The following is a 22,305-nucleotide window of genomic DNA, read 5'->3' on the forward strand; positions in this document are numbered from 1 at the left end:
AAGGCCGGGATGACCGGGATAATCAGGAGCGCGAATGCAGGTTTTACATGTTTGTTCCGAGCTGTTTCCGCTGTTAAAAACGGGCGGCCTTGCGGATGTTGCGGGGGCATTGCCCGCCGCTCAGATTGCGGAAGGCGCTGACGTCCGCGTGCTCATTCCGGCTTTCCCCGATATCAAAAAAGGGCTGGGGGAGACGAAGGTCATCGGCACGCTGGCGACCTTCGCCGGGCATGTCACCCTTTCACTGGGCTACTTTGACGGCGTGGGCATTTACATCATTGATGTGCCCGGTTTGTACGACCGACCCGGCAGCCCTTATCACGATCAATCATCTTTCGCTTATCCGGATAACCATCTGCGTTTTGCCTTGCTGAGCTGGATGGCGTGCGAACTGGCGCTGGGTTTTGACCCGCACTGGCAGCCGAATATTGTGCATTCTCACGACTGGCACGCCGGGCTGGCGTCGGCGTATATCCGCGCCCGCAACGCGCCGGTGCGCACCGTTTTCACCGTACATAACCTGGCATTTCAGGGGCTGTTTGGCGCGCATCATATCGATGAGCTTTACCTCCCGCGTGAATTCTTCCAGATGCACGGGCTGGAGTTTTACGGCCAGATTTCTTACCTGAAAGCCGGGCTGTATTACTCCGATCACGTGACGACCGTCAGCCCGACGTACGCCAAAGAAATCACGCGTCCGGAATTTGGTTACGGCATGGAATCCCTGTTGCAGGAACTCGAAATACAGGGGCGTCTGACCGGTATTCTCAACGGCGTTGATGACGCTATCTGGCAGCCGCGCGATGACGTGCTGCTTTCTGCCCGTTATGACGCCGACGATTTACGTTCCAAAGCCATCAATAAAGCCTATCTGCAACGGGCGATGGGTCTGGATGTGGATGATTCGCGGCTGGTTTTTGCCGTCGTCAGCCGTCTGACCAGCCAGAAAGGGCTGGATCTGGTGCTGGAAGCGTTGCCCGATTTACTCGAACGTGGCGGCCAGCTGGCGCTGCTGGGTGCAGGCGATGCCGTATTGCAACAGGCGTTTCTGGCCGCCGCGGCGGATAATCCGGGGCAGGTCGGCGTGCAGCTCGGTTATCACGAAGCCTTTTCCCACCGCATTATCGGCGGTGCCGACGTCATCATGGTGCCGAGCCGGTTTGAGCCGTGCGGATTAACCCAACTTTACGGACTGAAATACGGCACGTTGCCGCTGGTGCGCCGGACAGGCGGGCTGGCGGATACGGTCGTGGATTGTGCGCTGGAAAATCTGGCCGACGGAACAGCCAGTGGTTTTGTCTTTGAAGAAGCAACGGGGAAATCGCTGGGAAATGCGATCCGCCGGGCCTTTGTTTTGTGGAGCCGTCCTAAGCACTGGCGACACGTCCAGCAACACGCCATGGGTATTGATTTCGGCTGGAAGGTGGCAGCGCAGGAGTATCTCACGCTGTACAACCGTCTGTTGTCCTGAACCCTGAACATAGCTAACCAGATCGGGAATGTAACGTTATGACTTCACCGTTTAATTACAACTCGCCGACAGTCAGTGTCGAAGCGCTGAAACATTCTATTGCCTATAAATTGATGTTTATCATCGGCAAAGATCCGTCCATTGCGACGCAACATGACTGGCTGAATGCCACCTTGTTTGCGGTGCGCGATCGTATGGTGGAACGCTGGCTGCGCTCCAACCGGGCGCAAACCTCACAGGACGTACGGCAGGTTTATTATCTGTCGATGGAGTTTTTGATTGGACGGACTCTCTCTAACGCGCTGCTGGCGATGGGTATTTATGACGATCTCAAAAGTGCGCTCGATGAAATGGGTTTTGACCTCGAAGAACTGATCGGCGAAGAGAATGACCCCGGTTTGGGCAACGGCGGTCTGGGGCGTCTTGCAGCGTGTTTCCTCGATTCGCTGGCTACGCTGGCGTTGCCGGGGCGCGGTTACGGCATCCGTTATGAATACGGAATGTTCGCGCAAAACATCGTAAACGGGGAGCAAAAAGAATCACCGGATTACTGGCTGGAATACGGTAATCCGTGGGAATTCCAGCGCTACAACACCCGTTATAAAGTGCGTTTTGGTGGTCGCGTGCAGCATGAGGGCGTGAAAACCCGCTGGCTGGAAACCGAAGAAGTTATTGCCTGCGCCTACGATCAGGTGATTCCCGGCTACGATACCGACGCCACCAACACGCTCCGGTTGTGGGGTGCGCAGGCCAGTAACGAAATCAATCTGGGTAAATTTAACCAGGGTGATTACTTTGCGGCAGTGGAAGATAAAAACCATTCCGAGAACGTATCGCGGGTTCTGTATCCCGATGACTCGACCTATTCAGGGCGCGAACTGCGTCTGCGCCAGGAATATTTCCTGGTGTCGGCGACCGTGCAGGACATCCTCAACCGCCATTACACCACGCACCATACTTACGATAATCTGGCCGACAAAATTGCCATTCACCTCAACGACACGCACCCGGTGCTGTCGATTCCTGAGCTGATGCGGTTGCTGATTGACGAGCATAAATTCGAGTGGAAAGACGCGTGGGAAACCGTGTGTCGGGTGTTTTCGTACACCAACCACACGCTGATGAGCGAAGCGCTGGAAACCTGGCCGGTGGATATGATCGGCAAGATCCTGCCGCGTCATCTTGAGATTATTTTCCAGATTAATGATCACTTCCTTAAAGAAGTCGCGGAACAGATCCCCAACGATAACGGTCTGCTGTCCCGCGTTTCTATTATCGATGAAGGTAACGGCCGTAAAGTCCGGATGGCGTGGCTGGCAGTGATTGCCAGCCATAAAGTGAACGGCGTTTCTGCGCTGCATTCCGACCTGATGGTGCAGTCGTTGTTTGCGGACTTTGCGCACATTTATCCTGACCGTTTCTGCAATAAAACTAACGGGGTTACGCCACGCCGCTGGCTGGCGCTGGCCAACAAACCGCTTTCTGCGGTGCTCGATGACGCTATCGGCCAGACCTGGCGCTCTGATCTCAGCCAGCTGGCGGAGCTGAAGCAAAATCTGGATTATCTGAGTTTCCTTCAGGCGATCCGCAAGGCCAAGCTGGATAATAAGAAAAAACTGGCGCTCTTTATCGCCCAGAAACTGAATATTGTGGTGGATCCGAAAAGTCTGTTCGACGTGCAGATCAAACGTATCCACGAATACAAACGTCAGCTGATGAACGTGCTGCACGTCATCACGCGTTACAACCGAATTCTTGAAGAACCGGACGCTGACTGGGTACCACGCACGGTGATTTTTGCCGGTAAAGCGGCGTCGGCGTATTACGCGGCGAAGCAGATTATCCGGCTGATCAACGATGTCGCGTCAGTGATCAACAACGATCCGCGTGTCGGCAATAAACTGAAGATCGTGTTTATTCCTAACTACAGCGTCAGTCTGGCGCAGCTGATCATTCCGGCGGCCGATCTTTCCGAGCAGATCTCGCTGGCGGGTACCGAAGCATCGGGAACCAGTAACATGAAATTCGCGTTAAACGGCGCGCTGACGATTGGCACGCTGGACGGTGCGAACGTCGAAATGCTCGAACACGTTGGAGAGGAAAATATCTTCATCTTCGGCAATACCACACCACAAGTCGAAGAACTGCGACAAAAAGGCTACAACCCGCATACCTACTTTGAACAGGACGCCGAGCTGCATCAGGTACTGACGCAAATCGCGACCGGCGTCTTCAGCCCGACCGAACCGAAGCGCTACACCAATCTGTTCGATACGCTGGTCAATCTCGGCGATCATTATCAGGTGCTGGCGGATTACCGCAGTTATGTCGATACGCAGGATAAAGTCGATGAGCTGTATAAACTGCCGGAAGAGTGGACGCGGCGCACGCTGCACAACATCGCCAACATGGGCTATTTCTCGTCTGACCGCACGATTCAGGAATACGCGGATGAGATCTGGAATATAAAACCGGTGAAATTGTAGAGCGCGAATAAAGGTAGGATTTTCAGCTCCTCCCCCTTCGCAGGGGGAGGAGCTAACTAAATCAGGACGCCAGTGACAAATGTTTCTTCTGCTGTTTGTGCGTTTCCAGCCATTCGGCGACGCGCTGTTGCTGCGCTTTATCCAGCCACATGCCGAGTTTGGTACGACGCCAGATGGCATCATCGAGCTGTGAAACCCACTCTTTTTCAACCAGATAACGCAACTCGGCTTCATATAAACCGTGACCGAAATCTTCGCCCAGCGATTCGATGCCGGTTGCGTCATTCAGGAACAGTTCCGTCTGGCTGCCGTAGGTGCGCGCATAACGGCGGGCCAGTGATTCCGGCAACCATTTGAAGCGGCTGCGCAGATTCGCGCTGTACGTATCGCGGTCACCATTCAGCTTCCCACCAGGCAGAACGGCCGTTTTCGTCCAGGCCGGGCCGGCTTTCGGATAATACTTCACCAGTTTTTCCAGCGCGTGCTCGGCCAGTTTACGGTAGGTGGTCAGCTTACCGCCAAACACCGAAAGCAACGGCGCTTTGCCATCCTGATCGTGAACATCCAGCGTGTAATCTCGGGTTACCGCCTGCGGAGAATCTGACTCATCGTCGCACAGCGGACGTACACCGGAGTAAGTCCAGACGATATCTTCCGTGGTCAGCTGCTTTTTAAAGTGGTCGTTATACACTTTCAGCAGATAACCGACTTCTTTGTCATCGATTTTCACGTCTTTCGGATCACCGTGATATTCCACGTCGGTGGTACCGATGATCGAGAACTCATCCATCCACGGGATCACGAACACAATACGGTGGTCTTCGTTTTGCAGAATGTACGCCTGCGGCTGATTGTGCGCGCGTGGCACCACAATATGGCTGCCTTTGATCAGACGGATGCCGTAAGGCGACTTCAGTTTCAGGCCGTCGTCGAAGAAATGTTTGACCCATGGACCGGTCGCATTCACCAGCCCTTTGGCGCGCCAGGTGAAGGTTTTGCCGGTATCGATATCTTCGGCTTCCACCATCCACAAACCGTCTTCACGCCATGCGCGGGTCACGCGGGTGCGGGTACGCACTTCGCCGCCGCGTTCTTCCACTTCCTGCGCGTTGACGACGACTAAGCGCGCATCGTCAACCCAGCAGTCTGAGTATTCAAAACCTTTGGTCAGTTCTGGTTTCAGTACCGATTCGCTGCCGAATTTCAGACCTTTACTGGCGGGCAGGCTGGTACGTTTACCCAGGTGGTCGTACAGGAACAGACCGGCGCGGATCATCCAGGCCGGACGCAAATGCGGCTGATGCGGTAAACGGAAACGCATCGGGAAGGCAATATGCGGTGCCATTTTTAACAGCACTTCACGTTCAGCCAGCGCTTCGCTGACCAGACGGAATTCGTAGTGTTCCAGGTAACGCAGGCCACCGTGGATCAGTTTAGAACTGGCCGAAGAGGTCGCGCAGGCCAAGTCTTGCGCTTCAAGCAGCAGAACAGACAGCCCGCGGCCAGCTGCATCTACTGCGATGCCGGTACCATTAATACCGCCACCAATTACGATCAAGTCTTTGGTTTCCACGTCATCTTCCTCCAGATGTTCGCAATAGCTCTTTTATGTTCGTTTTCGCTCACGATTGTAATCGAGATTCGACAAACAAGCCAAGAGTTAACCAAATAAAAACAATTATGCGTGATGGAGGTAACATTTTTGTGTCAGTAACGAGCAAAACGGTGGGCAGGGGACAAAACCGAACGCAACAACGCGTGGAATTTTTCGAAATTGTTCGTTTTAAGCAGAAGCGGGGAAGGGAGATAAAGCAGGAGCGCCCGGGCGACGCTCCCTGAAAGAGCCGGAAATCAGCAAAGCTCGAGGTGTACGTCGTACTTATCGATGATTTGCTTCACGCTCTCCGGCGGCTGTTTGTCGGTAAACAGATAGTGAATCAAATCCATTTTACCTAGGTTAACCATTGCGTTACGGCCAAACTTGGAATGGTCAGTCACCAGCATTACGCAGCGGGAGTTTTCGATAATCGCACGCTTGGTTCGCGCTTCGTGATAGTCGAATTCGAGCAATGAGCCGTCCATATCAATGCCGCTGATGCCGAGAATGCCGTAATCGAGGCGGAACTGGGAGATAAAATCGAGCGTCGCTTCCCCCATCACCCCGCCGTCGCGGGCGCGGACTTCGCCACCGGCGAGGAACAGGCGGCAATCGTCTTTGGCACTGAACAGCGTCGCCACGTTCAGGTTGTTGGTTACAATCCGCAGATCTTTATGATTGAGCAGTGCGTACGCTACCGCTTCCGGCGTGGTGCCGATATCGATAAACAGCGTTGAACCGTCCGGGATCTGCCCCGCGACGCGTTGAGCAATACGCGCTTTCGCTTCTGACCACATCACTTTACGGTCGTTATAGGCTGCATTGACCGAACTCGATGGCAGCGCCGCACCGCCATGATGGCGGTGGATTTTATTCTGCTCGGCCAGGTCATTGAGATCGCGCCGGATGGTTTGCGGGCTGACCGCGAAATGATCGACCAGTTCTTCGGTGCTGACATAACCCTGCTGGCGAACTAACTCGATAATCGCGTCATGGCGTTGTGTTTGTTTCACCCAAATCCCCTACTTGCGTTTTTTGCGCGGTAAGCGCGTATCAACAAATGCCATCACCAGACCCAGACCCAGGCCAAATGTGTGGGCGGCATTAGCCACCGCTGCACCGCCTGTGGCATAGCCGATGAACATGAAGATCAGCGAAATAGCCAGTAATCCGCCGGGAACGTACAACCGGCTTTCAGGTTTCAACACGCCGGTCAGCCAGACATAACCCATCAGAGCGTAGACCACGCCGGACAAACCGCCGAACCAGGAACCGTTGACCATCGACTGGCCCCAGCCGCTGATCAGCGCCGCGATCAGCGTGACGGTGAATAATTTTCCGCTGCCAAGATGCTGTTCAATCTGGCTGGCCATATACCACCACCAGACCAGATTGATGAGCAATGAAAATAAGGAAAAATTCATCAGCGCAGGTGTAAACCAGCGCCAGACCTGCAAATACCGCGAACTGTCCGGCCAAGCCAGCCAGTTCATGACCTGCTCAAAACCGACCATTTGCTGAAGAATATAGACGGCGATACACAGCACAATCATGCCGATCGTCAGCGGGCCCGCACGGCTGCGCAGCGTTTTCATAAAGGGGGTATGCGACATCCGCAAACCCGGCTGCGCCTTGCCGGTTTGCCAGCTGGCGGCCTGATAACGAGGGTGCAGCGGGTCACGAACAAACAGCGCGACCTGCTTCTCTGCCTCTTCCAGACGCGATTCGTCTTCCAGCCAGAGCTGGACTTCCTGACTTTCGTGTTTAATCGTCAGCGTGAAACCCTGCGTCGCCATGTAATCGACAAAAGCCTGAGCGAGGCGAGGGTTGTTCAGGTTAAGAATGCGCACCATAGCGTTAAGTGATTTCCCTAATTGTTTGATTTGTTGCCGTCATTTTAGGGCAATACCTTATCTGCCAGCGTGGGGGAAGTCGATTATAACGTCAGTCGGGGCGGGAAGGGGAAATTACGGATGCAGCGTCATTAGCTGAAACAGAAAAATTGCAGTGATGTGATAGGGATCGAAGTCTTTTGCAACACCGCCGGATGACGGTGCTGCAAATATCGGGAACTTACAACCCTTCCAGCGCCTGTTCCAGATCGGCAATCAGGTCGTCGGTGTCTTCGATACCGATACTGATGCGCACCAGCCCGTCGGTAATCCCGCTCTGACGGCGGACTTCAGGCGCGACGGCGCTGTGAGTGGTTGAGGCCGGATGGCAGGCCAGCGAATCGGTATCTCCCAGGGAAACCGCCTGCGTGATGATGTTCAGCTTATCGAGGAAAGTCCGTGCGGCGTTCAGCCCGCCTTTCAGCTCAATTGCCATAATCCCGCCGAACAGTTTCATCTGACGCGCTGCGATGGCATGGCCCGGATGTTCCGGCAGCCCGGGATAAAATACCGTTTCCACTGCGTTGTGACTGTCGAGAAATTCCGCTACCGCCTGTGCGCTCAGTGAGCTGGCTTCCACGCGCAATGGCAAAGTTTTCAGCCCGCGGATCAGCAAGCTGGCTTCGAACGGGCTCAGGCAACCACCGAACTGTTTCAGGCTCAGCGTGCGGATTGGTGTAATTAATGCCGCAGAACCGGCCACTACACCGCCGGTCGCATCGCCGTGACCGCTGATGTATTTGGTCGCCGAGTGCAGAACGATATCGATGCCCAGCGCCAGCGGACGTGTCAGGTAAGGCGTCGCAAAGGTGTTATCCACCACGCTGATTGCGCCAGCTGCTTTGGATAAACGCGCGATTTCTGCCAGATCGGCAATGTCCAGACCCGGGTTTGCCGGTGTCTCAACCAGCACGACTTTGGTGTTTTTTGTGAATGCGCCTTCCAGTTCGCTGACGTTCGCGACGTGTACTGGTGTGATGCCATAACGTGGCAGAAGATTACGTACCACACCTTCTGTCCCGCCGTACAGCGTACCGACATGAATGATTTCATCCCCCGGCACCAGCAGGGCAAATAATGTTGCGCTGATCGCCGCCATGCCGCTTGCGCAAGCCACGGAGGTTTCTGCGCCTTCCAGCGCGGCCAGTTTTTGTTCAAAAACGGTCACCGTCGGGTTAGCAAAACGGCTGTACATATAGCCCGGCTCTTCCCCGCTGAAACGACGTGCGCCGCTGTCAAAATCCGGATAGGAGAACGCGGAAGAGGCGGTAATCGGTGTCGCGACGGCACCGGTCTGGGCATCCGGCTGCTGGCCACCATGAACGGCGAGCGTACGCATACCCAAAGAACGTGTTTTGTTCAGTTGTTTCATCTTGAAATCCTGTCGATAGTAGGCGGAAATTATATCAACACTGGAGAACGGTAGCTTTTTCGGCTTAAGAACATTTTCGGCGCAAACCAGATAGCCTGGTTATAAAGACTCGGTTTATAAGACTATAGTCTGCGCCGGAGGGAGGGGGATCAGGCTTCGATATCTTGCGGGAAGGTTTGTGACCAGGCTTCAAAGCCGCCGTCAACGCTGTACACCGATTCGAAACCCTGAGAAATCAGAAATTGTGCGGCACCACGGCTGCTGATGCCGTGATAGCACATGACCAGAACCGGCGTTTTGGCATCGGCCTGTTCCATAAAGGCGCGCATGCTTTCATTGCTCAGATGGAATGCGCCGGGCGCGTGTGCTGCGCCAAAACTTTGCGGGTCGCGAATATCGACCATAACTGCTTCGCCGGATTTCAGGCGGGTATGCGCCTGTTCAACGCTGATTGCTTCAAATTGTTCCATCGGAGGTGCCTCTTAAAAGATGATTCCGCCATTCTACCCAATTATTGGCTTATCAAGACCAGACAAACTACAGGGGAAAAGCGCTAAACCAGAATCACCTTCACACCTTTGAGGCGTAATTTTTCGATAATTTCGCCGTCGGCTTCTTTGCCGGTGATGAGCACATTGATTTGTTCCGTGCGGCTGAACAGCATACCTGCCCGTTGCCCGACTTTACTGCTGTCGACCAGCACCGCCAGATTTCCGACGTAATTCAGCATCTTCTGTTCTGCCATTGCGGTCAGCATATCGGTTTTATACAGGCCATCGGTGGTCAGCCCTGCGCCGCTGGTAAACATCCAGTGCCCGGCGTACAGGCTCGCATCGCCATCCTGCGGTGCCAGCGTAATCGACTGACTTTTATTGTACTGACCACCCATGATCACCACGCTGTCGTGTTCCTGCTCAATCAGGTAATTGGCCAGCGGCAGATAGTTAGTGATCACCTGAATGTCTTTTCCGCACATCTCGCGCCCCAGCAAAAACGCTGTCGAGCCGCAGTTAATCACCACGCTTTCACCCGGCTGGCACAATTCGGCCGCAGCTTTGGCGATACGCATTTTTTCGTTGAGATTATGGGTCTGGTGAATATTAAGCGGAGTCCAGTTCTGGCGAGGCTGGTTAACGGCTTCAGCGCCGTTACGCACTTTACGCAATTTCCCCAACTCGTTGAGCTTAGTGATATCACGACGCGCGGTGGCCGGAGAAATATCAAAATGATCAATGACATCAGCGACAGAAATCTGACCCTGACGCTGCAAAAGATCAAGGATGGCGTTGTGGCGTTGTGGCTCTGTCATAGTGTCTCCGCGGGGATATCCGAAAGTAGATGATTACCGCGTGATTATAAACGAGCAGTAATGCGAATAACATTGATTCTGAAAGGGCGGAGAGAATAGTCCCCGCCTTTTCTCACAATGCTTTAGAGGAAGGATTTAAACGGCAAGTCGGTGTCTGTCGTAAAGCAATCTTCGAATCCACGCGGGTAGTGATATTCAAAATTGTCTTTGTCATTCGGATAAGTGAATTTGCCGCCAACCTGCCAGATAAAGGGCTTGAAGCCGTATTTCAGACGGTCTTTTTTCATCTCCCACAGCACACGGATTTCCTGCGGATCGGCCTGGAAATTCGACCAGATATCATGGTGGAACGGGATCACGACTTTTGTATTCAGTGATTCTGCCATACGCAGCATATCGACGCTGGTCATTTTGTCGGTCACGCCGCGCGGGTTCTCGCCGTAGGAGCCGAGTGCGACGTCAATTTTGTACTCGTTGCCGTGTTTCGCGTAGTAGTTGGAATAATGTGAATCGCCGCTGTGATACAGGTTTCCGCCCGGCGTTTTGAACAGATAATTTACCGCACGCTGATCCATCATGTCCGGCAGAACGCCAGCCGCTTTCTGGTCCGCAGGCAGGGTGATCAGAACGGTGCGGTCGAAAGAATCCAGCGCGTGGATTTCCACATCTTTGATTTTCACCACTTTTCCCGGCGTCATCACGATACAACGTTCTCTCGGCACGCCCCAGCTAATCCACAAATCCACGCAGGTTTGCGGGCCGATAAACGGCACATCGGAAGCGCAGTTTTGCATCACGGCTGCCGCGACGTTGACATCAATATGATCGTTGTGGTCGTGGGTGGACAATACGGCGTCGATCTCTCTGATCGCGAACGGATCCAGCACGAAGGGCGTGGTGCGCAGGTTTGGTTGCAGCTTTTTCACGCCTGCCATGCGTTGCATCTGGTGGCCGGTTTTCATCAGCGGGCTGCTGTGATTTTGCTTGCCCACGCCACACCAGAAATCGACACAAATATTCGCGCCGCCCTCAGATTTAAGCCAGATCCCCGTGCAGCCCAGCCACCACATCGCAAAAGTGCCTGGCGCGACTTTTTCCTGCTCGATTTCTTCATTCAGCCAGGTGCCCCATTCCGGGAAAGTGTTGAGGATCCAGGATTCGCGACTGATCGTTTCTACTTTGCTCATTGTATTCCCTCATGTGAGTTTGGTTTGAATGATTAAATCATAACAAATCATTTAATGATTAAATATGATTTGATGGTGAGGAATTTATCATCGAAATTTTGCCGTGACAATGATTTTAATCGACGATTTTTGAATGGTTTCGGACACGCTGAAGACAGGCTCTCTGAATAAGCAGGAAGTGCAGGTAATAAAATAATCTATTTATTTATTTGATAAATATAATAAATATGAGTTTATCTGTTTGTGCGTGAAAAAGAGGGATGACGATATCTTGCGAGACCGCTCACAAATAATCATTGTGAATCTTTATCTGATTCAATGTGAGCATTAGAGTTCGTCTGTCCCTCACTTTTACGTGCAGAGTCCTGCGCTGAAGAGATCAAACAAGGTCAGACGGAGAGTTATATGGAATTCCTCTACACCCTCTTTACCGTTTTTTTTAATCAGGTAATGACCAACGCGCCGTTATTGCTGGGGCTTGTAACTATGCTCGGTTACATCCTGCTCAGAAAGAGCGCGACGGTTATCATCAAAGGCACCATCAAAACCATCATCGGTTTTATGTTACTGCAGGCGGGATCCGGAATTTTGACGGGCACATTTAAACCTGTGGTGGCGAAACTTTCTGAAGTCTACGGAATTAACGGTGCTATTTCAGATACCTATGCCTCAATGATGGCAACGGTCGAACGCATGGGCGATGCCTACAGCTGGGTCGGCTACGCGGTGCTTATCGCGCTCGCACTGAACATCCTGATGGTGGTTTTCCGCCGCATTACCGGCATCCGCACCATCATGCTGACGGGCCACATCATGTTCCAGCAGGCGGGTCTGATCGCCGTCTTCTTCTATATCATCGGCTGGCCGATGTGGACCACCATCTGGTCGACGGCGATTTTGGTTTCGCTGTACTGGGGGATCACCTCCAATATGATGTACAAACCGACGCAGTCCGTAACGGAAAACAGTGGTTTTTCTATCGGGCACCAGCAGCAGTTTGCGTCATGGATTGCTTACAAAATCGCACCGTATCTCGGTAAGAAAGAGGACAGTGTTGAAGACCTCAAACTGCCCGGCTGGCTGAATATTTTCCACGACAATATCGTTTCCACCGCCATCGTGATGACCGTGTTCTTCGGCATTATCCTCTGCTCGTTCGGTCTTGATACGTTGCAGAAAATGGCCGGTAAAACCCACTGGACAATTTACATCCTGCAAACCGGCCTGATGTTTGCGGTTGCCATTTTCATCATTATTCAGGGCGTGCGTATGTTCGTCGCTGAACTGACGGAAGCCTTTAACGGGATTTCCCAACGCTTAATTCCTGGTGCTGTTCTGGCGATCGACTGTGCGGCGATTTACAGCTTCGCGCCAAACGCTGTGGTCTGGGGCTTTATGTGGGGCACCATCGGCCAGCTGATTGCCGTCGCCATTCTGTTTGGCGTGGGTTCTTCCATCATGATTATTCCCGGTTTTATCCCGATGTTCTTCTCCAACGCCACCATCGGCGTATTCGCGAACCACTTCGGTGGCTGGCGTGCCGCACTGAAAATTTGTCTGGTGATGGGGATGATCGAAATCTTCGGCTGCGTCTGGGCCATCAAACTGACCGGCCTCAGCGCCTGGATGGGCATGGCCGACTGGTCAATTCTGGCACCGCCAATGATGCAGGGATTCTTTAGCGTTGGCATGGCCTTCATGGGCGTTATTGCCGTAATCGCGGTGCTGTATATGTTCTTCGCCGGTCGCACGCTTCGCGCCGAAGAAGATGCCGAAAAACAAGCTCTTAATGAGTCCACTACTCACTAATTAACGAGGTTCCCATGACAGTACGAATTCTGGCAGTTTGCGGTTGCGGGCAAGGCAGTTCGATGATCATGAAGATGAAGATCGGGCAGTTTCTGATACAGGAAGGCGTGGATCACACCATGAACAGCTGCGCGGTCGGTGAGTACAAATCTGAGCTGAGCGGCGCGGACATTATTGTCGCGTCCACGCACGTCGCCGACGAAATCACCGTCAGCGGCAACAAATACGTCGTCGGTGTACGCAACATGCTCTTGGCGGCGGATTTCGGACCGAAAGTGATGGAAGTCATTAATGCTCACTTCCCAACGTCGCTGAAAAAGTAAGGAGCGTGCAATGAAACTGCGAGATTCGCTGGCCGAGAATAACTCGATTTGTCTGAACGCGGAGGCAGAAACCTGGCAGGAAGCGGTCAAAATTGGCGTCGATATGCTGGTGGACGCCGGTGTGGTTGAGCCGCGTTATTACCAGGCAATTCTGGATGGCGTCAAAAAGTTCGGACCCTATTTCGTCATAGCGCCGGGACTGGCGATGCCGCATGGCCGCCCGGAAGAAGGTGTACTCAAAACCGGTTTCGCGCTGGTGACCCTGAAAAAGCCGCTGGTGTTCAACCATGAAGATAACGATCCGGTGGATATCTTGATCACGCTGGCTGCTGTGGATGCCAGCGCGCATCAGGAAGTCGGCATCATGCAGGTGGTGAACCTGTTTGAAGATGAAGCCAATTTTGACCGCCTGCGCGCCTGCACCACCGCGCAGCAGGTACTGGATTTGATCGACCAGACTTCCGCCACGGCGGTTAACTAATTCGTTAGCAGAGAAGGAATTCATTATGTCTCATTCATTACCGATGTTGCAGGTGGCGCTGGATAACCAGTCGATGGACGATGCTTACAAAACCACGCGTCTTATCGCCAGCGAAGTCGACATTATCGAAGTCGGCACTATTTTGTGTGTCGCAGAAGGCGTGCGTGCGGTGCGTGATCTGAAAGCGCTGTATCCGGAGAAAATCGTGCTGGCCGATGCCAAAATTGCTGATGCCGGGAAAATTCTCTCGCGCATGTGTTTTGAAGCCAACGCCGACTGGGTCACCGTGATTTGCTGCGCCGATATCAACACCACCAAAGGTGCGCTGGAAGTAGCAAAAGAATTTGGCGGTGACGTGCAGATTGAACTGACCGGTTACTGGACGTGGGAACAGGCGCAGGAATGGCATGACGCAGGTATCCGGCAAGTGGTTTATCACCGCAGCCGTGACGCACAGGCTGCCGGTGTGGCGTGGAGCGATGCCGATATTACGGCGATCAAACGTCTTTCCGATATGGGCTTTAAAGTCACGATCACCGGCGGTCTGGCGCTGGAAGATTTGCCGCTGTTCAAAGACATTCCGGTACACGTTTTCATTGCCGGGCGCAGTATCCGTGACGCGAAAGACCCGGCAGACGCGGCGCGTCAGTTCAAAAAATCCATCAGCCAGCTCTGGGGTTAAGGAAAATCGCATGATGCACAAAGCCGTTCCACTCGGTATCTATGAAAAAGCTTTGCCTGCGGGTGAAGACTGGCTGATGCGCCTGACGCTGGCGAAAGAACTGGGTTTTGATTTCGTCGAAATGTCGGTGGATGAAACCGATCACCGGCTGGCGCGGCTTGACTGGTCACGCGGGCAGAGACTGAACGTAGTGGATGCGATTTCGCGCACGGGCATCCGCATTCCGTCGATGTGCCTGAGCGCGCACCGGCGTTTTCCGCTGGGCTCTGAAGACGATGAAACCCGTAATCAGGGGCTGGAAATCATGCGTAAAGCCATCGTGCTGGCGCAGGATTTAGGCATCCGTGTCATTCAGCTCGCCGGTTATGACGTCTATTACCAGCAGGCCAACGATCATACCCGTGAGCGTTTCCGTGCCGGTTTGCAGGAATCGGTCGAAATGGCCAGCCGGGCGCAGGTCACGCTGGCGATGGAAATCATGGATTACCCGCTGATGAATTCAATCAGCAAAGCATTGGGCTATACGCATTACCTGAATAACCCGTGGTTCCAGCTGTATCCGGACATCGGCAATTTATCCGCCTGGGACAACGACGTGCAGATGGAACTGGCAAGCGGTGCCGGACATATCGTCGCGGTACACGTTAAAGATACGCAGCCGGGCGTATTCAAAAATGTACCGTTCGGCAGCGGCGTCGTGGAATTTGAGCGCTGCTTCGAAACGCTACAGAAAAGCGGCTATCGCGGGCCTTATCTCATCGAAATGTGGAGTGAAACCGCCGCCGATCCGATGCAGGAAGTGCGCAACGCGCGCGCCTGGGTGGTGGATAAAATGCAGAAGGCCGGGCTGAATATGGAGGAAATGGCATGACGGACGCACTGAAACAACGCGTATTTGAAGCCAATATGGCGCTGCCTGCGTACGGTCTGGTGACCTTTACGTGGGGCAACGTCAGCGGCATCGACCGCAAGCGCGGGCTGGTGGTCATCAAACCGAGTGGTGTGGAATACGAAAAAATGCAGGCCACCGATATGGTGGTCGTGAATTTGCGCGGTGAAGTGGTGGAAGGGCGCTACAGACCGTCATCGGATACCGCCACGCATCTTGAACTTTACGCCCGTTTCCCTGAACTCGGCGGCATCGTGCACACCCATTCGACCCATGCGACGTCGTGGGCGCAGGCTGGCGTTGCGATCCCCGCGTTAGGCACCACGCATGCGGATTATTTTGCCGGTGAGATCCCCTGTACGCGGCCTTTGTCGCGCCATGAAGTGAACGGAGAATACGAACTGGAAACGGGCAAAGTGATCGCCGCTGCGCTGACGGGCATTGATCCGCTGCATATGCCGGGCATTCTGGTCGCCCAGCATGGCCCGTTCTGCTGGGGAGCCACGCCGGAACAGGCGGTTCACAACGCCGTGGTGCTGGAAGAAGTCGCCAAAATGGCGTGGATCACTGGTTCAATCCGGCGCAACCAGACCCCGATGGATGATTACCTTATGCATAAACATTTCAGCCGAAAACACGGGCCGGATGCCTATTACGGGCAAAAATAAAAATGGCCTTAAAAAGTTTTCGAAACAAACGGCAGTGAGCATTTTTTCGACATAGGGTTTATACATAAGTGTATTGGGATCACACTTTTTACCGCAATCAGGCTTTTTCTCACGGAAACATTCCGTCCCCACTGACAGAAAAGAGACTGCCCTATGTCGAAAATCACGCTCAAGCAGGATGTTTTTTTGGCGGCGCTAACCCGCCAGTGGCAAGCATTTGGACTTACTTCAGCCAGGGACATGACCCGGCATCAATGGTGGCACGCGGTTAGCGCCGCCGTGGCTGAACAACTCCCGCCGCAAAATGAATCCGTGAGCAGGAAAAGTAAAAAGATCACCCGCCACGTTAACTACATCTCGATGGAGTTTCTGGTCGGGCGGCTGACCGGTAATAACCTGATTAATCTCGGCTGGTACGAAAAAATTGCCAGCACGCTTGAGCAGTTTGATATCAACCTGACAGACCTGCTTGAAGAAGAAATCGATCCGGCGCTCGGTAACGGCGGGCTCGGGCGTCTGGCGGCCTGTTATCTCGATGCGATGGCGTCGGTCAGGCAACCGGGCACCGGTTATGGCCTGAACTATCAGTACGGTTTATTCCGTCAGCGCTTTGTTGATGGCAAACAAAAAGAGTCGCCGGATGACTGGCACCGCAGTGAATATCCGTGGTTCCGCCATAACAGTTCGCTGGCGGTGAATGTTGGCATTGGCGGGAAAATCGTAAAGAACGATCAGGGAGTTTCCCGCTGGGAACCCGAATTTACGCTGCGCGGCGAAGCCTGGGATTTACCGGTTATGGGGTATCGCAACGGAATTACGCAGCCGCTGCGTTTATGGGAAGCCACGCATCCGCATCCGTTTGATCTGGAGAAGTTTAATGACGGCGAGTTCCTGAAAGCGGAACAGCAGGGCATCGAAGCTGCCAAACTCACCAAAGTGCTCTATCCGAATGACAACCATCAGGCCGGTAAACGCCTGCGCCTGATGCAGCAGTATTTTCAGTGCGCCTGCTCGGTGGCCGATATCCTGCGGCGTCATCATTTCCTGGGTCGCAAAATCAGCGAGCTGCCGGATTATGAAGTCATCCAGCTTAATGATACGCACCCGACCATCGCCATTCCTGAAATGCTGCGCGTATTGCTCGACGAGCACCAGCTGAGCTGGAACGATGCCTGGCACATCACCAGCCGCACGTTTGCGTATACCAACCACACGTTAATGCCGGAAGCGCTGGAAACCTGGGACGAAAGTCTGGTGCGCAGCCTGCTGCCGCGACATTTCCAAATCATCAAACAAATCAACACCAACTTCAAAAAACTGGTCAGTAAAACCTGGCCGGGCGATGAAGCGGTTTGGGCGAAACTGGCCGTACATCACGACAAACAGGTAAGGATGGCGAATCTCTGCGTGGTGGCCGGTTTTGCGGTAAACGGGGTGGCGGCGCTGCATTCGGATCTGGTGGTGAAAGATTTGTTCCCGGAATATCATCAGCTGTGGCCGCAAAAATTCCACAACGTGACCAATGGCATTACGCCGCGCCGCTGGCTGAAACAGTGTAATCCGGCGCTTTCCGCGCTGATTGATGAACGCCTGAAAACGGATTCCTGGGTGAATAATCTGGATCTGCTGAAAGGTCTGGAAGACGGCGTAAAAGACAAAAAATTCTGCAAGCAGTACCGCAAAATCAAGCATGACAACAAAGTGCGGCTGGCGGAATACGTCTGGCAGCGCATGGGGATCCGCCTCAATCCTGACGCCATTTTCGATGTGCAGATAAAACGCCTGCACGAGTACAAACGTCAGCATCTGAATCTGCTGCACATTCTCTCCTTGTACCGGCAGCTCCGCGATAATCCGAAGCTCGACATTGTGCCGCGCGTTTTCCTGTTCGGTGCTAAAGCCGCGCCCGGTTATTACCTCGCCAAAAATATTATCTATGCGATCAATCAGGTCGCGGAGAAGATCAACAACGATCCGATCGTCGCCGATCGTATTAAAGTCGTGTTCATCCCGGATTATTGCGTGTCGGTAGCGGAACTGATGATCCCGGCGGCGGATATCTCCGAGCAGATTTCTACTGCCGGTAAAGAAGCGTCGGGCACCGGCAATATGAAGCTGGCGCTTAACGGCGCGCTGACTGTCGGCACGCTGGACGGCGCGAATGTCGAAATTGCCGAGCAGGTGGGCGAAGACAATATTTTCATCTTTGGCCTGACCGTTGATGAAGTAAAAGCTGAGCTGAAGAAAGGCTATAAGCCGAAAGCCGTGGTGAAAAAAGACAAACATCTCAAGGCGATTCTCGACGAACTGGCCAGCGGTTTTTATGCCAACGGCGATAAAAAGGCTTTCGATCTGATGCTCAACAGCTTGCTCGATGGCGGCGATCCCTATCTGGTTCTGGCGGATTTTGCTCAGTATTGCGAAGCGCAAAAACAGGTCGATAAATTGTACCGTAACGCTGACGAATGGACGCGCCGCACGCTGCTTAACACCGCGCGCGTCGGGATGTTCAGCGCAGACCGTTCAATCCGCGATTATCAGCAGCGCATCTGGCAGGCAAAACGTTAGGAGCAGGCATGGAGGATAAGCAACTTGTTGAGGCAGCGCGCCGGGCAGGTATTTTAGACAGCTTTATCAATATGTCCGATGAAGTAGAAACGGTGTCCAACGAAACGAGGGCATCGCTGCTGGCGGCCATGGGGCGTGATCCGGAAGATGTGCCCGAGGTAACGCCTTTGCCTGCGGTAAAAGTGTTTACGGAAGGCAAAAAAGTGCTGCTAACCCCGGAGGGCTGCGGCGCATTTTGCTGGCAGTTCACGCTTGAAAACGGCGACCAGACCGAAGGAACCGTTGAGGTTGGCAAGGTTCTGAATCTCAGCGCCGGATTGCCCACGGGTTACCATCAACTGACGTTATCGCAAAACGGTAGAATCTGGCCGTGCCGGATTATTGTTGTGCCGCCACGCTGTTATGAGCCGCCCGCGCTGCTGGCAGGTAAAAAACTGTGGGGTGCGACGGTTCAGTTGTACACGCTGCGGTCGGAAAATAACTGGGGCGTCGGCGATTTTGGCGATCTGAAAAAAATGGTGGAAGAAGTTGGCCAGCGCGGCGGCGCGTTCGTCGGGCTGAACCCGATACACGCGTTGTATCCGGCCAATCCTCTCAGCGCCAGCCCGTACAGCCCGTCGTCACGCCGCTGGCTGAATCTGGCGTACATCGACGTGAATGCGGTGGAAGAATTTATCGCCAGCGATTTGGCGCAAAGCTGGTGGCATTCCATCGAGACGCGAGATGCGTTGTTGCAGGCGCGCAGCACCGAGTTTGTCGATTATCCGCTGGTGATGCGGTTGAAATTAAATGCGCTGAAACTGGCGTGGCCGCTCTTTGGCGAACAGCCGGAAGCCAGCCAGCGCAAGCGGGATTTCCGTCGTTTTGTGTTGCTGGGCGGCGAAAGTTTGCGCCAGCAGGCGCTGTTCGATGCGCTGCATGTTCATCTGCGGGATTTAGATCTGGGATTGTGGGGCTGGCCGGTATGGCCCGATGCTTATCGTGACGCCAAAGGGGCGGATGTGGCGGAATTCAGCCAGCATTATGCCGGTGAAATTGAGTTCTACCAGTGGCTGCAATGGCTGGCACATACGCAATTTTCTGTGTGTTATCAGCGCAGTGTGGAGCTGGATATGCCGCTGGGTTTATACCGTGATCTGGCGGTTGGCGTGGCGGAAGGTGGTGCGGAAACCTGGTCAGATCCGTCGTTGTATTGTCTGAATGCGACGATTGGCGCGCCGCCGGATATTCTGGGGCCGCAGGGGCAAAACTGGGGGCTTCCACCCATTGATCCTCATGAAATGAAAGCCCGTGCCTATCAGCCATTTATCGATTTGCTGCGCGCGAATATGGCGGAGTGCGGGGCGCTGCGTATCGATCACGTGATGGGGTTACTGCGTTTATGGTGGATACCGGCGGATCAGGAGGCGGGGAATGGCGCGTATGTCCGTTATCCGCTGGAAGATTTACTCGGTGTGCTGGCGCTGGAAAGTCAGCGGCACCAGTGCATGGTGATTGGTGAAGATCTGGGGACCGTGCCGAAAGAAATTGTCGCCAGCCTGCGCGACAGCGGCGTGTATTCCTACAAAGTACTGTATTTCGAGCACGATAAACACTTCGTCTATCGACCGCCGGAAGATTACGTTTCGCAGGCGATGGCGACAGTGACCACGCATGATCTGCCGACGTTGCGCGGCTACTGGGAAGGCGGAGATTTAACGCTCGGTGCGTCGCTGGGTGTTTATCCGGACCCGCAGGTGCTGGAGAAATTGCGCGGGGAGCGCGAGCACAGTAAGCAGGGTTTGCTGGACGCGTTGCACCGGACAGGATGCGTGCCGAAAGCGACCAGCAAAACCGCAGCAGGCATGCCGATGACGTCGGTGCTTAACCGCGGTCTGCAACGTTATCTGGCTGACAGCGCCAGTGCGCTGCTCGGGCTGCAACCGGAAGACTGGCTGGATATGTCGACGCCAGTTAACGTGCCCGGCACGAATACTGAATATCCCAACTGGCGGCGAAAACTGACGCACACGCTGGAAGCGTTGTTCAGCGATGAGCACATTAATCTGCTGCTGGCGGATTTGGACCGCCGACGCAAAGGTACTTCTTAATCCGCAACCATAAAAAAAGCACCCAACGGAAGGGTGCTTTTTACATTCTGTCTGATCAACGGTTAATCAGTAGAAAGAGTGCTCGCCGCGCTGGTGTTCGGTCAGATCGCGAACGCCTTTCAGTTCCGGGAAGTTTTGCAGCAGCTCTTTCTCGATGCCGTCTTTCAGGGTGACATCAATCATAGAACAACCGTTACAACCGCCGCCGAACTGGAGAACTGCGATGCCGTCGTCGGTGATTTCCATCAGGGACACACGACCGCCGTGGCTGGCCAGCTGCGGGTTAATCTGCGACTGCAACTGATATTCAACACGTTCCATCAGAGGCGCATCGTCAGACACTTTACGCATTTTAGCGTTAGGCGCTTTCAGCGTCAGCTGGGAACCCAACTGATCGGTGACGAAGTCGATCACCGCATCCTGCAAATAAGGCGCGCTTAATTCATCGACGAAAGCAGACAGTTTCTCGAACTTCAGTTCGGTATCCGTCGCTTCTACGGCGTCAGGCGGGCAATAGGAGACACCGCATTCTGCGGTCGGCGTACCGGGATTGATCACGAATACGCGGATTTGGGTGCCTTCTTCCTGGCTTGCCAGCAATTTGGCAAAGTGCTCTTGGGCAGCATCGGTAATAAGGATCATAACATTCGCTCAATAGTTGACTACTCTAGTTGGTTATAATACGCCCTTTGCTTTTACCCGTCACCCTTCCCGTTGCCAGAGTGTTAGCAGCACGTGCTCATGTCTGTAATGTCCGGCAGATACACGCGATTTGCACTGAAGCAACTCCCTGATTAATGAGCATTTTACTGATTTCCCGCACCGTGCTGCCGGTGGTCACCACATCATCAAGCAGCATCACGTTTTTACCGCGCAAATCGGCATGGCAGGTAAATGCTTTACGCAGATTCCACTTTCTTTCCCGCTCGCTCAGGCTTTGCTGCGGCACGGTGCGCCGGTCGCGGCTCAGGGCGTACGGGCGATATTCGCAGTGCAGCCAGCGGGCCAGCGGCCGGGCGAGTAATTCACTCTGATTGTAGCCTCTGGAGAAATAACGTTTCTGATGCAGCGGTACGCTGAGGAGGATATCCGGACGCGGCAGATTACCGGACCGCCAGCGCGGCAGCCAGCGCAGCAGAAACAGGCGCGCGAGCGTGGTGTCCAGCTCAGGTAGGTTGGCGAATTTGAGCCGGAGCACCAGCCCGCTGACCGGCGGTTCATACGGGCTGGCGAAAACCAGTGCGTCCCACGGCGGCGGTTTCAGCAGGCAGCGGCCGCAATCGAGATTACCTCCGGTGCCGGGTAATCCACAGCGCGGGCAGCAGGGCGGTGCGGCGGGCAAATGTCTGAGGCACAGACTGCAAATGCCCTGTATCGCCAGATGGAGCGGACACTGACATAGCCAACAGCGGCTGGCAATTGTTAGCATAGCGGCGGGTTCCTTGTGCCATTTTTATGGATTGAACAATCAGACTGACACG

The 22,305-nt window shown here is 54.0% G+C and carries 19 protein-coding genes; 10 read left to right on the forward strand and 9 right to left on the reverse strand.

Annotated features, from left to right (window positions below):
• Nucleotides 1–34: 34 nt before the first annotated feature.
• Both glgA and glgP read left to right on the forward strand, forming a co-directional pair.
• Nucleotides 35–1,471: a glycogen synthase GlgA gene (gene glgA, locus GW579_RS18465; protein ID WP_152327562.1), complete on the forward strand. Its 1,437-nt coding sequence runs from the start codon at nt 35–37 to the stop codon at nt 1,469–1,471.
• Nucleotides 1,472–1,509: 38 nt separating this feature from the next.
• Nucleotides 1,510–3,957 carry a glycogen phosphorylase gene (gene glgP, locus GW579_RS18470; RefSeq protein WP_152327561.1) on the forward strand — a complete coding sequence of 816 codons (2,448 nt, stop codon included), beginning with the start codon at nt 1,510–1,512 and terminating at the stop codon, nt 3,955–3,957.
• Nucleotides 3,958–4,018: 61 nt separating this feature from the next.
• On the opposite strand, the gene glpD is transcribed toward glgP, so the two are convergent.
• The 7 genes from glpD to ulaG all read right to left on the reverse strand — a co-directional run bounded on the left by glpD (nt 4,019) and on the right by ulaG (nt 11,314).
• Nucleotides 4,019–5,530 (reverse strand): glycerol-3-phosphate dehydrogenase, encoded by a 1,512-nt coding sequence (gene glpD, locus GW579_RS18475; RefSeq protein WP_152327560.1) that lies wholly within the window; start codon nt 5,528–5,530, stop codon nt 4,019–4,021.
• 278 nt (nt 5,531–5,808) lie between these two features.
• Nucleotides 5,809–6,567 (reverse strand): DeoR/GlpR family transcriptional regulator, encoded by a 759-nt coding sequence (locus GW579_RS18480; protein ID WP_104923688.1) that lies wholly within the window; start codon nt 6,565–6,567, stop codon nt 5,809–5,811.
• A gap of 9 nt (nt 6,568–6,576) precedes the next feature.
• Nucleotides 6,577–7,407, reverse strand: a complete 831-nt coding sequence (gene glpG / locus GW579_RS18485; RefSeq protein ID WP_104923687.1) for a rhomboid family intramembrane serine protease GlpG — start codon at nt 7,405–7,407, stop codon at nt 6,577–6,579.
• A gap of 220 nt (nt 7,408–7,627) precedes the next feature.
• Nucleotides 7,628–8,818, reverse strand: coding sequence for a trans-sulfuration enzyme family protein (locus tag GW579_RS18490; RefSeq protein ID WP_165060945.1), 1,191 nt, complete (start codon nt 8,816–8,818; stop codon nt 7,628–7,630).
• 149 nt (nt 8,819–8,967) lie between these two features.
• A complete protein-coding gene (gene glpE, locus GW579_RS18495) occupies nt 8,968–9,288 on the reverse strand; it encodes a thiosulfate sulfurtransferase GlpE (RefSeq protein WP_104923683.1) in 321 nt (106 codons plus the stop codon).
• Nucleotides 9,289–9,371: 83 nt separating this feature from the next.
• Complete coding sequence (ulaR, locus tag GW579_RS18500; RefSeq protein WP_104923682.1) at nt 9,372–10,127, reverse strand: HTH-type transcriptional regulator UlaR; 756 nt, start codon at nt 10,125–10,127, stop codon at nt 9,372–9,374.
• Nucleotides 10,128–10,249: 122 nt separating this feature from the next.
• Nucleotides 10,250–11,314 (reverse strand): L-ascorbate 6-phosphate lactonase, encoded by a 1,065-nt coding sequence (ulaG, locus tag GW579_RS18505; RefSeq protein ID WP_165060948.1) that lies wholly within the window; start codon nt 11,312–11,314, stop codon nt 10,250–10,252.
• Nucleotides 11,315–11,719: 405 nt separating this feature from the next.
• On the opposite strand from ulaG, the gene ulaA reads away from it, so the two are divergent.
• The 8 genes from ulaA (at nt 11,720) to malQ (ending at nt 20,824) form a co-directional block, all read left to right on the forward strand.
• Nucleotides 11,720–13,123 (forward strand): PTS ascorbate transporter subunit IIC, encoded by a 1,404-nt coding sequence (gene ulaA / locus GW579_RS18510; protein ID WP_165060951.1) that lies wholly within the window; start codon nt 11,720–11,722, stop codon nt 13,121–13,123.
• 14 nt (nt 13,124–13,137) lie between these two features.
• Nucleotides 13,138–13,446, forward strand: a complete 309-nt coding sequence (ulaB, locus tag GW579_RS18515; protein WP_165060955.1) for a PTS ascorbate transporter subunit IIB — start codon at nt 13,138–13,140, stop codon at nt 13,444–13,446.
• 10 nt (nt 13,447–13,456) lie between these two features.
• A complete protein-coding gene (gene ulaC / locus GW579_RS18520) occupies nt 13,457–13,927 on the forward strand; it encodes a PTS ascorbate transporter subunit IIA (protein WP_152327556.1) in 471 nt (156 codons plus the stop codon).
• 25 nt (nt 13,928–13,952) lie between these two features.
• Nucleotides 13,953–14,609 carry a 3-keto-L-gulonate-6-phosphate decarboxylase UlaD gene (locus GW579_RS18525; protein WP_152327555.1) on the forward strand — a complete coding sequence of 219 codons (657 nt, stop codon included), beginning with the start codon at nt 13,953–13,955 and terminating at the stop codon, nt 14,607–14,609.
• Nucleotides 14,610–14,619: 10 nt separating this feature from the next.
• Nucleotides 14,620–15,480: an L-ribulose-5-phosphate 3-epimerase gene (locus GW579_RS18530; RefSeq protein WP_165060957.1), complete on the forward strand. Its 861-nt coding sequence runs from the start codon at nt 14,620–14,622 to the stop codon at nt 15,478–15,480.
• Nucleotides 15,477–16,166 (forward strand): L-ribulose-5-phosphate 4-epimerase, encoded by a 690-nt coding sequence (locus tag GW579_RS18535; protein WP_165060959.1) that lies wholly within the window; start codon nt 15,477–15,479, stop codon nt 16,164–16,166. Before GW579_RS18530 ends, GW579_RS18535 begins: the two co-directional genes overlap by 4 nt.
• A gap of 153 nt (nt 16,167–16,319) precedes the next feature.
• Complete coding sequence (gene malP, locus GW579_RS18540; RefSeq protein ID WP_165060960.1) at nt 16,320–18,734, forward strand: maltodextrin phosphorylase; 2,415 nt, start codon at nt 16,320–16,322, stop codon at nt 18,732–18,734.
• A gap of 8 nt (nt 18,735–18,742) precedes the next feature.
• The gene (gene malQ / locus GW579_RS18545; protein ID WP_165060962.1) at nt 18,743–20,824 is read left to right on the forward strand and encodes a 4-alpha-glucanotransferase; all 2,082 of its coding nucleotides are present in this window, start codon (nt 18,743–18,745) and stop codon (nt 20,822–20,824) included.
• 66 nt (nt 20,825–20,890) lie between these two features.
• Here malQ and nfuA read toward each other — a convergent pair whose 3' ends face one another.
• The gene (gene nfuA / locus GW579_RS18550) at nt 20,891–21,466 is read right to left on the reverse strand and encodes a Fe-S biogenesis protein NfuA (protein WP_112288671.1); all 576 of its coding nucleotides are present in this window, start codon (nt 21,464–21,466) and stop codon (nt 20,891–20,893) included.
• A gap of 97 nt (nt 21,467–21,563) precedes the next feature.
• Nucleotides 21,564–22,253: a DNA utilization protein GntX gene (gene gntX, locus GW579_RS18555; protein WP_152327550.1), complete on the reverse strand. Its 690-nt coding sequence runs from the start codon at nt 22,251–22,253 to the stop codon at nt 21,564–21,566.
• Nucleotides 22,254–22,305 lie beyond the last annotated feature (52 nt).

This window comes from Rahnella contaminans, assembly GCF_011065485.1.
GTDB lineage: Bacteria > Pseudomonadota > Gammaproteobacteria > Enterobacterales > Enterobacteriaceae > Rahnella > Rahnella contaminans.

Excerpts from the sequence above, each read along its gene's own strand:
- malP (WP_165060960.1), top strand. The coding sequence starts at position 16,320 with ATGTCGAAAATCACGCTCAAGCAGGATGTTTTTTTGGCGGCGCTAACC.
- ulaC (WP_152327556.1), top strand. The coding sequence starts at position 13,457 with ATGAAACTGCGAGATTCGCTGGCCGAGAATAACTCGATTTGTCTGAAC.
- malQ (WP_165060962.1), top strand. The coding sequence starts at position 18,743 with ATGGAGGATAAGCAACTTGTTGAGGCAGCGCGCCGGGCAGGTATTTTA.
- glgP (WP_152327561.1), top strand. The coding sequence starts at position 1,510 with ATGACTTCACCGTTTAATTACAACTCGCCGACAGTCAGTGTCGAAGCG.
- glpE (WP_104923683.1), bottom strand. The coding sequence starts at position 9,288 with ATGGAACAATTTGAAGCAATCAGCGTTGAACAGGCGCATACCCGCCTG.
- GW579_RS18525 (WP_152327555.1), top strand. The coding sequence starts at position 13,953 with ATGTCTCATTCATTACCGATGTTGCAGGTGGCGCTGGATAACCAGTCG.
- GW579_RS18535 (WP_165060959.1), top strand. The coding sequence starts at position 15,477 with ATGACGGACGCACTGAAACAACGCGTATTTGAAGCCAATATGGCGCTG.
- GW579_RS18530 (WP_165060957.1), top strand. The coding sequence starts at position 14,620 with ATGATGCACAAAGCCGTTCCACTCGGTATCTATGAAAAAGCTTTGCCT.
- gntX (WP_152327550.1), bottom strand. The coding sequence starts at position 22,253 with ATGCTAACAATTGCCAGCCGCTGTTGGCTATGTCAGTGTCCGCTCCAT.
- glgA (WP_152327562.1), top strand. The coding sequence starts at position 35 with ATGCAGGTTTTACATGTTTGTTCCGAGCTGTTTCCGCTGTTAAAAACG.
- glpG (WP_104923687.1), bottom strand. The coding sequence starts at position 7,407 with ATGGTGCGCATTCTTAACCTGAACAACCCTCGCCTCGCTCAGGCTTTT.
- GW579_RS18490 (WP_165060945.1), bottom strand. The coding sequence starts at position 8,818 with ATGAAACAACTGAACAAAACACGTTCTTTGGGTATGCGTACGCTCGCC.
- ulaG (WP_165060948.1), bottom strand. The coding sequence starts at position 11,314 with ATGAGCAAAGTAGAAACGATCAGTCGCGAATCCTGGATCCTCAACACT.
- ulaB (WP_165060955.1), top strand. The coding sequence starts at position 13,138 with ATGACAGTACGAATTCTGGCAGTTTGCGGTTGCGGGCAAGGCAGTTCG.
- nfuA (WP_112288671.1), bottom strand. The coding sequence starts at position 21,466 with ATGATCCTTATTACCGATGCTGCCCAAGAGCACTTTGCCAAATTGCTG.
- ulaR (WP_104923682.1), bottom strand. The coding sequence starts at position 10,127 with ATGACAGAGCCACAACGCCACAACGCCATCCTTGATCTTTTGCAGCGT.
- ulaA (WP_165060951.1), top strand. The coding sequence starts at position 11,720 with ATGGAATTCCTCTACACCCTCTTTACCGTTTTTTTTAATCAGGTAATG.